Source organism: Streptomyces sp. NPDC005281 (genome assembly GCF_040607495.1).
Classification (GTDB): Bacteria; Actinomycetota; Actinomycetes; order Streptomycetales; family Streptomycetaceae; genus Streptomyces.
In genome coordinates, this window is record NZ_JBEXGX010000070.1 from 1 (window position 1) to 12,864 (window position 12,864).

A 12,864-nucleotide genomic window follows, 5' to 3' on the forward strand; every position below is an offset into this window, starting at 1 on the left:
GAGTTCTCAAGGAACGGACGCTTCCTTTGTACTCACCCTCTCGGGCTTTCCTCCGGGCGCTTCCCTTCGGTCTTGCGTTTCCGACTCTATCAGACTCTTTCGGGCCTGACTCCCAGTCAGCGGGGTTTGCCTTCCCGGCCGTTGGGCCGTTCCGACGTCTCAAACTTTAGCGGATCTTCCCGGCAGTTCCTAATCGGGCCGCCGAACCCAAATCGAATTGAATTCGGGCACGCCGAATTCATCCCGGCTGGGAGATCGTGCTGGTGGTTTGATTGCCGCTACAGCGGCAGATGTACCGCCGCGGAACCGTTCGGTCCCGCGACAACTCGGAGAACTTTACGGATCCGCCCGGACAGTGTCAACCGCCGCTGTCACGATTTTTTACGAGGCCATCGAGTGGCGGCGCGACCACCGTGGTGAGCGGGGTGCGCCGCCGCCCGGGGAGCGGTGCCGGCCTTCAGACCTCGACCGACAGGCCCTCCAGCCCGCGGATCACGAAGTTCGGCTTGCGGACCGGCTCCTCGACGAGGCTGAGGCCCGGGGCCTTGGTCAGGAGCGCTTTCATGGACGCGGCCAGTTCGAGCCGGGCCAGCGGAGCGCCGATGCAGTAATGGATACCGGCGCTGAAGGAGATGTGCGGGTTCTCCGCCCGGGACAGGTCCAACGCCTCCGAATCTTCGAACACCTCGGCGTCACGGTTGGCCGAACCGAAGAGCATCGCGATCTCCGCGCCCCGCGGCACCGTCGTACCGTCGATCTCGATGTCGTCCAGCACCCAGCGCTCGAAAAGCTGGAGCGGGGTGTCGTAGCGCATCAGCTCCTCCACCGCCGTGGGGATCAGCGAGTGGTCCGCCCGCAGCCTCGCCAGCTGCCCCGGATGCCGGAACAGGGCCCACCAGCCGTTCACCGTGGCATTGACCGTGGCCTCGTGCCCCGCGTTCAGCAGCAGCACGCAGGTGGAGATCATCTCCTGCTCGGTGAGCCGGTCGCCCTCGTCGTGCGCCGCGATGAGCCCCGAGATCAGATCGTCCCCCGGCTCCTTGCGTCGGGCCTCGATCAACCCTCGCAGATACTCGGTGAACTCGACCGAGGCCCGGACGGCCTTGCGTGCCGCGTCCTCGGACGGATTCAGTTCGTACATTCCGCAGATGTCCGCCGACCAGGGCCGCAGCGGCGCCCGCTCGGACTCCGGGACACCCAGCATCTCCGCGATCACGGAAACCGGCAGCGGCTCCGCCACATCGCTGAGCAGATCTCCGCCGCCCGCCTCCACCAGCCGGCCGGCCAGCTCACCCGCCAGGCCCTCCACGTACGGCTTCAGCCGCTCCACCGTTCGGGGTGTGAACGCCTTCGACACCAGCCGCCGGATCCGTGTGTGGTCCGGAGGCTCCAGATCGAGCATCCCGTGATCGTTGAGCACGTGGAACGGCTCGTGCTCCGGCGGCGGCGCCGTCCGCCCGAAGTCCTCGTGCGTGAACCGGTGCTGATACGTCCGGCCCAGCCGGCGGTCCCGCAGCAGTGCCGACACATCCGCGTGGTGCGGCACCAGCCACTGGTTCGTCGGCTCGTAGTAGTGCACCCGGCCTCGCGCACGCAGTTCCTCGTACGCCGGATACGGGTCCGCCACGAAGGCCGGATCCCACGGGTCGAAGGCCCGCGAACTCTCCAAAGCTGCCATGAACGGACGCTAGCCCGGCCCACCCTCCGCTGACCAGGGCCGACCCGGACCGCGAGCGGCGGGTGCCGTCATCTGGGGGTGACCAGCCGCGCCTCGTAGGCGAACACCGCCGCCTGTGTCCGGTCCCGGAGGCCCAGCTTCACCAGGATGCGGCTCACATGGGTCTTGATCGTCGACTCCGCGACGACGAGCCGCTCGGCGATCTCCGAGTTCGACAGTCCCTGCGCGATCAGAACCAGCACCTCCGTCTCCCGGTCGGTCAGATCCCCGTAGGCCCCGTGCGCCGCCGACAGCCGGGGTTCCTCCGCCAGCTTGGAGAACTCCGTGATCAGCCGCCTGGTGACCGAGGGGGCGAGCAGCGCCTCCCCGGCCGACACCACCCTCACCCCGTCGGCGAGCTGGCGGGCCGAGGCGTCCTTGAGCAGGAAGCCGGACGCCCCCGCGCGCAGCGCCTGGTACACGTACTCGTCGAGATCGAACGTCGTCAGCACCAGCACCTTCGCGGCACCGTCCGCGGCGACGATCTCCCGGGTCGCGTCGATGCCGTTCATCTCCGGCATGCGGATGTCCATCAGTACGACGTCCGGTTGCAGCTCGCGGACCCGGTCGACCGCCTCCCGGCCGTTGACCGCCTCGCCGACCACCTCGATGTCGGGCATCGCGCCGAGCAGTACGGAGAAGCCCTCGCGGACCATCATCTGGTCGTCGGCGATCAGCACACGGATCGCGCGACTCCGGCCGCCCGTCATCCGGTCTCCTCCCCCGACGGCACCGGCAGGAACACCGCCACCTCATACCCTCCGTCGGCCATGGCGCCCGCCGTCATCTCACCGTCCAGCATCGTGACCCGCTCGCGCATGCCCGTGATGCCGTGGCCCGCGCCGTGCGTCGACTTCTCCAGGGTCGTCACCGGCACGGGCCCGTTGACTATGCGCAGGCCGAGCCCGCCGAGGACATATCCGATCTCGACACGGGCCGACGCGCCCGGTGCGTGCCGCAGGGTGTTGCTGAGAGCCTCCTGGACGATCCGGTACGCCGACAGTTCGACGCCCTGAGGGAGCTCGCGCACCGCACCGGTGACGGCCTTCTCCACGGTCAGACCCGCGTCCCGCACATTGGCGAGGAGCCTGTCCAGGTCGGCGAGGGTGGGCTGGGGCGCGTCCGGCGCTTCGTAGTCCTCGGCCCTGACCACGCCCAGCACACGGCGCAGCTCGGTCAGCGCCGCCACCGCGTTCTCCCGGATCGTGACGAAGGCCTGCTCCAGCTCAGGGGGCGGATTCTCCACCCGGTAGGGCGCCGCCTCCGCCTGGATGGCGACCACCGACATGTGGTGCGCGACCACGTCGTGCAGTTCGCGGGCGATCGTCGTGCGCTCTTCGAGCAGCGTGCGCCGGGAACGCTCCTGGGCCGTCTCCGACTGGTGGGCCGTCACCTCCTGTGCGGCCTCCTTGCGGATGTTCCGGACCGTGACGATCAGCAGGGCGAGCGCGGAGACGAAGAGGAGCGGGAACGAGGTGGCGCTGTAGTAGCCCCCGCCGAAGAGCGTCTCGGCCATGAAGCTGTACGCCGCGGTCAACAGCCACATCCACGCCGCGACGCGGGGGCGCGACCGCAGGGCGACGACCGTCAGCACAGTGACGTGCGCCAGGAAGCTGCCGGGCGCCCACGGCCAGTCGCCCCAGGCGCCGTCGAACACGGCGACGACCGGGACCGCCGCCATCGAGAACCAGAAGGCGCCGATCGGGCGGACGAGGGTCGCCAGGACCGGGAGCAGGGCGAGCAGCCCGCACAGCAGGGACGCGACCGGACCGCTGCCCGGGCCGCCGGCGGCGGTGGAGCCCGCGGCCATGGCCAGCAGACCGGCCGCGGCCACCACCGCGTGCGGGGTCCAGGCGGCGTACGCGCGCAGGGTTCCGGGGAGGCGGCGGGTGATGGGGCCGTCCGTGCGCATACGGGGCAGCGGGCGGTAGGCGAAGGCGTCGTGGAACATGTCCTGCCGCAGGCCGCGCAAGGCGTCCGCCGCGAGGCGGTACTCCGGGCTGCGGGGCTTGGCCCCGGCACCGCCGGGGGGCGGGGACGTCGTCTGCGTCTGGGTCGTCTCGGTCACGTTCAAAACGGTAGGGCCGGGTGGGGGGTGTGGTCGTCACCTGCGAGGAGGGTCCTTGGGGGTCCGTCTCAGGTACTACGGGTAGCGGCCCGGGGCCGGTCAGTAGCCCGTGGGGCGGACCAGGCCCGATTCGTAGGCGAAGACCGCCGCCTGGGTACGGTCGCGCAGCCCCAGCTTGACCAGGATGCGGCCGACGTGGGTCTTCACGGTCTGCTCGGCCACCACCAGACGCTGGGCGATCTCGGCGTTGGAGAGGCCCTGGGCGATGTGGGCCAGGACCTCGGTCTCGCGCTCGGTGAGGTCGCCGACGCGTTGCTTGAGGGGTGCTCGCGGGGTCGTGCCGAGGCGGGAGAACTCGGCGATGAGGCGGCGGGTGATGCCGGGGGCGAGGAGGGCGTCGCCGGCCGCGACCACCCGGACCGCCTCCGCGAGCTGATCCGCCGAGGCGTCCTTGAGGAGGAAGCCTGAGGCACCGGCGCGGAGTGCCTCGTACACGTACTCGTCGAGGTCGAAGGTGGTCAGCACCAGGACCTTGATGTGCGGGGTGTCCGTGGTGATGCGGCGGGTCGCCTCGATACCGCCGAGTTCGGGCATGCGGATGTCCATCAGGACGACGTCCGGGGAGAGTTCGGCGACCTTGCGGACGGCGTCGAGTCCGTCGACCGCCTGACCGATCACCTCGATGCCCGGGTGGGTGTTGAGCAGCACGGTGAATCCCTGGCGGACCATCTGCTGGTCGTCGGCGATCACTACGCGGATGGTGCCGCTCACGGTCGTCATGTCGTCTCTTCTCCTCGCGGTCCTGTGGGGTCGTCGGTTCGGGCGGCGCCGTCGGCGGACGCGGTGCCGTTGCCCGGGAGGAAGGCCGCCACCGCGAACCCTCCGCACGACGTCTCCGAGGTCACGAGGGTGCCACCCAGCATCACCACGCGTTCCCGCATGCCGAGCAGTCCGTGTCCCGCGCCCGGGGAAGGCGGGGCGGGCCGCGCGGGCCGGGAGTTGACGACTCTCACCTGGAGGCCGCGCGGGAAGTGCCAGAGTTCCACCTTGACCGCGGAACCCGGCGCATGGCGAAGGGCGTTGCTGAGCGCCTCCTGGATTATCCGGTAGGCCGACAGCTCCACGCCCGGGGCCAGGGGAAGCTGTTCCCCGGCGATCTCCGTGGTCACGTGCAGTCCCGCCGCGCGGGTGTTCTCGATCAGGGCGTCCAGCCGGCTCAGTGTGGGCTGCGGGGCGTCCGGCGCCGCGCCCGCCCCGGCGCCGAGGCCGTACGGGTCCTGCGGATTCTCCGAACGCAGTACTCCGAGCACCCGGCGCAGCTCGGTCAGTGCCTCCAGGGCGTTCTGCCGGATGCCCTCCAGGTTCTCCTTCAGCTCGTCGGTCGGATTCTCGACCAGGTGCGGGGCGACCTGCGCCTGAATGGAGATCACCGACATGTGGTGGGCGACCACGTCGTGCAGTTCGCGCGCGATACGGCTGCGCTCCTCAAGGACCGTGCGGCGGGCTCGCTCCTCCTCGGTCAGCGAGGCCTGTTCGACCAGTTGCGTACGGGCCTCACGGCGACCCCGCAGCGCCGTGCCGAGCAGGACGACGGCGGCGAAGACGACCACCGCCAGCCCGCCCGTCGGGTGGTAGAAGGGCCCACCGGGCACGACCGTCGGAGGATACGAGGGTCCGCCGGTCAGACCCTGGAGCGCATAGGTGGCGAGACAGGTCAGCGACAGGGCGCCGACGGCGACGCGGGTGGGCGACCGCAGGGCGAGCAGGAACAGCACGACGGCCTGCGCCATGATCGCGGAGTTGCTCCACGGCCAGTCCGGGCCCACGGCCGGGCCGGGTATGCCCGCCACCATGTCCGCCCGGGCGGCGGCGGCCGCGACCACGGTGGATCCCAGCGCCAGCCACCAGGCCGGTACGGGGCGCCACAGCGCGAACGCGACGGCCGCGCCCAGTACGAAGCCGCTGACCGTACCCAGCGGGAAGCCGAGCCGGTAGCCGTCACTCAGCTCGTCCATGGCCGCCGGCCCGATTCCGAGGGCGATCAGGCACACCACGACGTGCGGCAGCCGGCTCAGCCGGCGAGGCCGGGACAGCGGCGGCAGCGGCGCGGCCGCCGGCACCGCCAGCTCGGCCAGGATCCCGCGCAGGAAGGCCAGGAACGGCAGGAGCGGGAGGAACGGGAAAGGTGTCTGCGCACGTGCCTGTACGCGTCCGCCGTCGCGGGAACCGCGGCCTGTGGGCCCGGCGCCCGGGGCTGGACTCGTGGCGGTCCGGCTCGTGGGTGTCGGGCGGGTGCCGACGGGCGGCTCGGCTCGGTGTGAGGGGGTGTCAGGGAACCTTGCCTGCTTACCGGTCGGGGGCCGGTGCTCCTCGCTGGTCACGTCGTCAACCCTAGGCACGGGGCACCGCCATGGGTGTGGGCTGACCGGGGTCGCGGTGGACACGATGGACGCGGACCACCAAGGACGGACGGCCGGTGGGGCGGCGGGGACCCCGCTCGTGGACGCTGAAGGCGAACCAGCACAGGGTGAGAGCGCAGCCGAAGACAGGCAGCCAGGCGGCTCTCGCGGCCACCCAGGCCAGGGAGTCGGGGGTGGTGTGCAGGCCGGGAAGCCTGCCCGCGAGCAGGCCGAGGGCGGTCACCGCCATCAGGGACGTCTGGTGCCAGAGGAATATCGTCATCGCGGAGAGGTTGGCGAAGGCGATACCGGCCCAGAGCGCCGGGCGCCGCATCCCCCGGCTCAGCGGTTCGCGCAGCAGCAGGGCGAGTCCGCACTGCGCCAGGCCGAAGGTGACCGCGGCCAGCGTCGGCGGGTCAAGGTTGGAGACCGCGGCCCCCGGTATGCCCACCATCGACGCCGGATACCCGCCCCACGTCACCAGGGCGGCCGTCGCCACCGCGCCGCCGCCGAACAGCACCCAGCCCGCGCGCCGCCGCTCCAGCTCACCGCGTGTCCAGGCAGCGCCCAGGGTGTACGGCACCAGCCAGCCCGCCGCGACGTTCACCCAGCCGAGCCAGGCCGGGCCGCCGAAACCGAAGCGGACGACGTCCACATGGAGGACGACGGCCAGCGGCCACAGCGGGTTCAGCCGGGTCAGCAGCGGTGTCGCCGCCGTCAGTCCGGCGAAGACCACCAGGAACCAGAGCGGCGACAGCGCGAGCTTGACCAGGGTGTGGACCGTGCCGAAGTCCGCGCCTGACACCAGCAGGCCCGCCGTCGCCACCGCCCAGCAGGTCAGTACCGCCGCCACCGGCCTCAGCAGACGGCCCAGGCGAGCGCGCGTCCACTGCCCGTACGTCATGCCGCGCGCTCGCGCCGTCGCGTAGCTCTTCGTCGCCACATGGCCGCCCACGAGGAAGAACACGGCGAGCGTCTGGAAGATCCAGGACACCGGGGTCAGCCAGGGCATGTACCGCAACGGGCTCGCCGTGCGCAGCGCGCCGCCGTCCGCGACGAGCGCCGTCACCAGCCAGTGGCCCAGGACCACGCCGAGGATGGCGAGGGCGCGCAGGGCGTCCACGGCTCGGTCCCGCTCCACGGGAGTGGCCCGGTCGATGCGGTGGATGGCGGTCCGTAAGCCGGTCAGGGCTGTCGTGCCGGTCTTGCCGGCCGTGTCTGCCAGGACGGTCGTGCCGGTCAGGTCACGCACGGGTCACCTCCGAGGTGTCGCCGAGGACGATGCGGGTGAGGTTGGCCAGAGACTCGGAGCCCGGCGCGAAATAGCCGCTGTGGCCTGCCGCGCCCGCCCGGAAGACCCGGGCGCCGAAGGAGGGGGACACCGGGTCGGGGCCGAAGCCGACGGTCGTGCCGAAGAGGCCGACGCTCGCGTGCGGGACGTGCGCCACCCAGTCGTCGGAACCCCGGGCGGCCCAGACACGGGCGAGGGTGCGCAGTGCTGCGGCCGAGGACGCTCCGGTGCCCGGACTGCCGACCAGGACGATGTCGCTCACGTCCAGCTCCGGGGCGGCACGGCCGCAGACCACCGTCCCGTACGAGTGGCAGAGCAGGGAGATGTGCGCCGACGGGCCGACGACTCCGCGCAGCCCGTGCAGGAACGATCTCAGCCGGGGCGCCGCGTCCTCGGCACGGTCCGGCGTCAGGACCGTGGTGCTCACGGTGCCCGGCGTCTCGTACCCGAGCCAGGCGAGGACGGCGCCGCGCGGGCCGAGGCGCTCGCTCAGGGCGAGGGCGCCGGCGCGGAACCGGCCGTACGTCTCCAGTGTGGTGTCCGAGCCCGGGACCAGAACGGCCACGCGGTCGGCGTGGGCGAGATCGCCGAATACCTCGACGGCCCTGCCGGTGCCCCGGCCGTCGAAGGAGAGGAAACGGCGTGAGGGCACGGCCATCGCCCGGTCGGCTGCGGCCCGGGTGCGGTCACCGTGGTCCGCGGCCATCCGGGCCGCCTTCGCGGCGTCCGCCCGGTTCGCCTCGTACACCCTGTTCAGGTTCGACGCCGTCAGTGGTGCGAGGACCGCGGGTGGCGGTGCGGGGATCGTGGGGCGCGCAGCGGCGGACACGGGGACGACGACCGCGGCCGTGACGATCGCCGCGAGCAGCGTCCGCCGCAGCCGGCGGACCCGCCCGCTCCAGCGCCGGCGCCGGTCGTCCACCGGCCGGCCCGGCCTCCCGTCGCGCAGCGCCGAGCCCGGCCGCCCCTCACGCACCGCCGAGCCCTGCCGCCGGTCGCCCGACTCGTGACGTAGCCACCGGTCATTCACCGGCCGTCGCGGCCACCCGTCGCGCAGCGCCGAGTGCAGGCGCATGGCACCGGCTCGTGGGCGTGCGCGCGAAGTCGCGGGGGTGTCCCCTCTCGCTCCGGTGGCCGGCTTCGCCCGGTGATCCATGGTGTCCGCCCCTCCCCATCCGCCCGTTCATCGGGCGTCACTGGAAGGGAAATTACGGATCGCCGCCTGTCGTCCGCGTCCCGCTGCGGACCCCATTCGAGAGGTAGCTCTCAGGTACTACGGGTATGACCGGGGGGCGGGGAGACGTGGCTCAACTCCCCTTGACTACGCGGTTTTTGGGCACCTACCAGGCGAGTTGGGCGATCTCCTCCGCCACCACCGCACAGGCGTCGGCGGCCGGGTCGATCAAGGGGAAGTGGCCGACGCCCTCCAGCAGCGTCAGACCCACCACCTCGCCGGCCTTGGCGGCCGCGTCCGCGTACGACTCGGCGACCGCCTGCGGGACGACGATGTCGGTACGGCCCTGGACGACCGTGGTGGCGATCCCTGTGGGGAGCAGTCGCACCGGGTCGGCGTAGGGCAGGCGTTCCGCGAACGTGGCTTCTCCGCCGAGGAGTTGGCGGGAAGCCCCACCGCACACCTCGAGTTTCTCCGCGACCTCGAAGTCGGCGATCGGCGCCAGCGCGACGACGCCGCGCAGGGGCGCCGGGCGGTCCCTGTGCCAGGGCGCGTCCGCGGGCAGGAGATGGCGGGCCGCGGCCCACAGTGCCAGGTGACCGCCCGCCGAGTGGCCGGTGATGACCATGCGTCGGGGATCGGCCTGCGGAAGCGCCCGGCGTACGAGTGCGGGGAGGGCGTCGAGTGCGGCCGCCACGTCGTCGAAGGTGTCGGGCCAGCGGCCGGCGACCGGAGTTCCGGCGGCGGTGCCGTCGGCCCCGGACGAGGTTCCGGGCGAGGTCCCAGGCGTGGTCCCAGGGGAGGCCTTGGACGAGGGTGCTGCGTCCGGGCCGGGATCCGCCGGGCCGCTCTGCGCCGGGATCACGGGTCCGTTCGGAGCGGGTGACGGTGCCTCTCCGCGGCGGTACTCGACGTTCGCCACGGCGAATCCGCGGCGGGTGAGGAAGTCGGCGAAGGGGGTGATGTGGCGGCGGTCGTACGGGGCGCGCCAGGCGCCGCCGTGCAGAACGACCACAAGTGGCGTGAGGTCCGCCGGGTCGGGATCGCGCGGGGCGTAGAAGTCGATCACCTGGTCGGGGTGGTCGCCGTACGCCAGGGTGACGTCGGGGTCCACTGCCGGGTGCGAGAAGGCCGACGCTTCCTCGGCTGCGTCGCGGGCTGTGGCCTCGCGGGCTTCGGCGTCGCTTGCCGCTGCGTCACGTGCCGCCGCCGCGTCGGGTGCCGCCGGGGCGCTCGGCGGGGTGGGCTCGCGCTCGGTGCGGCCATCGCCTTCGCCGTGTGCGTCCGCTCGGTGCTGTGCCGCGGCGTCGTCGCCGTCCCGGGATGCAGCGTCGTCCTGCATGCTCCAACCTCTCAGCGGTGAAACGGATTTGGCGAGCGAGGGAACAATTCGGCCGTTGGCGGGGACGGTATCAGGCCGGTGACGTGCGCCGACAGCCGTTGTCACGCTCGGTGAGGGGTAAACGGTTCTGCTGTTGCCTTGCGCTGACCGGGGGTGTCCCGGGGGCCGCACGTCTTCGTCAGTCGGCGTGCTCCGCCCCGGGGCCGGGTCCGGGGCGGGTCCGGTTGCGGGTCCGGTTGCGGGTCCGGACCCGGTATCGCCGGGTGGGGCAAACACCCGGCGATACCGGGCGGGGCAAGAGGTGTTTCGCCCCCTCCGCCCCTGCCCGTCCCGTACCTGGGGCTCCGCCCCAGACCCCGCTCCTCAAACGCCGGAGGGGCTGAAATCTTCCCCCCGCACTCGAGGGGCGGGCCGGGGAGGCTGAGATTCGCCCCGCACCCGAACGACGGGCCGGGGAAGCTGAAACTCACCCCGCACCCGAAGCACGGACCGGGGAGGCTGAGATTCCCCGGCGCCCTCCATCCCGGGAGGCCGCGAGGCTGGGGCCTCAGGCCAGCGTCTCCGCCAATATGCGTGCCGCTCGTTCCGTGTCGGTGAAGCTGACGTACAGCGGGGTGAAGCCGAAGCGGAGGATGTCGGGGTGGCGGAAGTCGCCCACGACGCCCTGCTCGATCAGACGCTTCATCACGGCGCCCGCGTCCGTGCAGCGCAGGGCCACCTGGCTGCCCCGTTCCGCGTGGGCGGAGGGGGTCACGGACTCGACCCGGCCTTCGGGGACGTACGCCGAGACGCACTCGAGGAAGAAGTCGGTCAGGGCGAGCGACTTGGCGCGGACGCTGTCGATCGATACGCCGTCCCAGACTTCGAGCGCGGCTTCCAGGGCCAGCATCGACAGGATGTCCGGCGTGCCGACCCGCCCGCGCAGCGCGCCCTGCGCGGGCTCGTACGACGAGCTCATGGCGAAGGGCTCGGAATGCGAGTTCCAGCCGGGGAGCGGGGAGTCGAAGCGGTCCTGGAGGCCGGTGCGTATGTAGAGGTACGCGGGCGAACCCGGGCCGCCGTTCAGGTACTTGTAGGTGCAGCCGACCGCGAGGTCCACCCCGTGCTCGTCAAGACCGACCGGCAGGGCGCCGGCGGTGTGGCACAGGTCCCAGACGGCGAGCGCGCCCGCCGCGTGGATCGCGGAGGTGAGGGCCGGAAGGTCGTAGCACCGGCCGGTGCGGTAGTCGACGTGGTTGAGCAGCACCGCGGCCGTGCGGGGACCGAGCGCCGAGGACAGCTCGTCCGGATCGACCGGACGCAGCTCGCAGCCCGTCATACGGGCCGCCGAAGCCGCGATGTACCCGTCCGTCGGGAACGTCGTCGCGTCGACGAGGATCTCGTCGCGCCCCTCGCCCGCCAGCCGTACCGCGCCCACCAGAGCCTTGAAGACGTTCACGCTGGTCGAGTCGCCGACCACGATCTGTCCGGGCGCCGCGCCGACCAGCGGGGCGATCCTGTCGCCGATCCGCTCGGGCGCGGTCCACCAGCCGCTCTCCTCCCAGGAGCGGATGCGCAGTTCGCCCCACTGCCTGCGGACGACGTCCTCGACCCGGCCGGGGACCTCCACCGACAGCGCGCCGAGCGAGTTCCCGTCCAGGTACACCACGTCGTCGAGCACGAACCGCTTGCGCAGAGCGGCGAGTTCGTCGGCCGCGTCCAGTTCCGCCGCCCGCGCGCCCAGCGCGGACACAACGGCTCGCTCAGACATAGGACCTCGCCGTCCACAGCTCGGGGAACACGTTCTTCTGCGCGCGCTTCTCCAGCCAGGCCACTCCGGCGGAGCCGCCGGTGCCGGTCTTCGAGCCCATCGCCCGCCGGGTCGCGACGAGGTGGTCGTTGCGCCAGCGCCACACCAGCTCGGCGACATCGGTCAGCGCCTCGCCCAGACGCGCGAGTTCGTCGCTGTCGTCACCGGCGTACAGGGCCGTCCACGCGGCCTCGACCTCGGGCGCGGGCTCGTAGCGCCGCGACACGTCACGGTCCAGCACCGCGGCGGGGATCGCGTGGCCGCGCCGCGCGAGCAGCCGCAGCACCTCGTCGTACAGGCTCGGCTCGTGCAGTGCCTTCTCCAGCTCGGCGTACACGCGCGGGGCGCCCCGGTGCGGGACGAGCATCGACGCGGACTTCTCGCCGAGCAGGAACTCCATGCGCCGGTACATCGCCGACTGGAAGCCGGAACCCTCGCCGAGGGCCGAACGGTAGGAGTTGAACTGGGCGGGCGTGAGCTGTCCGAGCGGACGCCAGGACGCGTTGAGCGCGTCCAGCTCTCGTACGGACCGCTTCAGCGCGGCCACCGCGACGGGAACGTCATCCGCTCGCAGTGCCTTGGCCGCGGTCTCCCACTCGTGGACGATGACCGTGAACCACAGCTCCATGACCTGGGTCGTCACCAGGAAGACCATCTCTCCGGGGTCGTCGGAGAGGGTGTGCTGGAGGTGGGTGAGCACGTCAGCCTGTACGTAGTCCTCGTACGGCGTCGTGCCCTGGAAGTCGAGATGCGGGGTCTCGGGCTCCTGAGCCTGCGTGGGCTGAGCCTGGTGGGACATCGCTGTCTCCTGATTGTGCTCCGGGTAGCGGTCCGCCCCTGCCGTTACCGACACGGGGGCCCCGGTCCCCACCGGGCATCCTCCACAATCGTCCCCCGAAACCGCAAGGTCCGCCTGGTCACACCAGGCGGACCCGCATCACGGACCCCGAAACCGGTCCGGCTCCAGGGATTGTCAGCCAGGCCCTAGCCCCAATGCCGTTGCATTACGGGTCTGTGGGTTGGGGTCTTGTGATGAGGATGGCTGCGGTGCCGGTGCGGGTGGCCTGGGGCCAGGCGTGGTGTT

The 12,864-nt window shown here is 71.8% G+C and carries 10 protein-coding genes; all 10 read right to left on the reverse strand.

Annotation, left to right across the window (positions count from 1 at the left end; all coding sequences use genetic code 11):
* Positions 1-457: 457 nt before the first annotated feature.
* On the reverse strand, positions 458-1,678 hold the full coding sequence (locus tag ABZV42_RS41365) for a cytochrome P450 (RefSeq protein WP_356057380.1): 1,221 nt from the start codon (positions 1,676-1,678) through the stop codon (positions 458-460).
* Between the two features lie 68 nt (positions 1,679-1,746).
* On the reverse strand, positions 1,747-2,427 hold the full coding sequence (locus tag ABZV42_RS41370; protein WP_356057382.1) for a response regulator transcription factor: 681 nt from the start codon (positions 2,425-2,427) through the stop codon (positions 1,747-1,749).
* Complete coding sequence (locus ABZV42_RS41375; RefSeq protein ID WP_356057384.1) at positions 2,424-3,785, reverse strand: histidine kinase; 1,362 nt, start codon at positions 3,783-3,785, stop codon at positions 2,424-2,426. The genes ABZV42_RS41370 and ABZV42_RS41375 overlap by 4 nt, the downstream gene beginning before the upstream one ends.
* A gap of 99 nt (positions 3,786-3,884) precedes the next feature.
* Positions 3,885-4,565: a response regulator transcription factor gene (locus tag ABZV42_RS41380; RefSeq protein WP_356057386.1), complete on the reverse strand. Its 681-nt coding sequence runs from the start codon at positions 4,563-4,565 to the stop codon at positions 3,885-3,887.
* Complete coding sequence (locus ABZV42_RS41385; RefSeq protein WP_355990817.1) at positions 4,562-5,905, reverse strand: sensor histidine kinase; 1,344 nt, start codon at positions 5,903-5,905, stop codon at positions 4,562-4,564. Before ABZV42_RS41385 ends, ABZV42_RS41380 begins: the two co-directional genes overlap by 4 nt.
* A 271-nt stretch (positions 5,906-6,176) precedes the next feature.
* Entirely contained in the window at positions 6,177-7,373 is a 1,197-nt protein-coding gene (locus tag ABZV42_RS41390) for an acyltransferase (RefSeq protein WP_356057390.1), read from the reverse strand.
* Between the two features lie 55 nt (positions 7,374-7,428).
* Entirely contained in the window at positions 7,429-8,550 is a 1,122-nt protein-coding gene (locus ABZV42_RS41395) for an alpha/beta hydrolase (protein ID WP_355990794.1), read from the reverse strand.
* A 265-nt stretch (positions 8,551-8,815) separates the two neighbouring features.
* Entirely contained in the window at positions 8,816-9,991 is a 1,176-nt protein-coding gene (locus ABZV42_RS41400; protein ID WP_355990796.1) for an alpha/beta hydrolase, read from the reverse strand.
* Positions 9,992-10,538: 547 nt separating this feature from the next.
* On the reverse strand, positions 10,539-11,741 hold the full coding sequence (gene kynU, locus ABZV42_RS41405) for a kynureninase (protein ID WP_356057388.1): 1,203 nt from the start codon (positions 11,739-11,741) through the stop codon (positions 10,539-10,541).
* Complete coding sequence (locus ABZV42_RS41410; RefSeq protein WP_355990800.1) at positions 11,734-12,579, reverse strand: tryptophan 2,3-dioxygenase family protein; 846 nt, start codon at positions 12,577-12,579, stop codon at positions 11,734-11,736. The genes kynU and ABZV42_RS41410 overlap by 8 nt, the downstream gene beginning before the upstream one ends.
* Between the last annotated feature and the right edge of the window lie 285 nt (positions 12,580-12,864).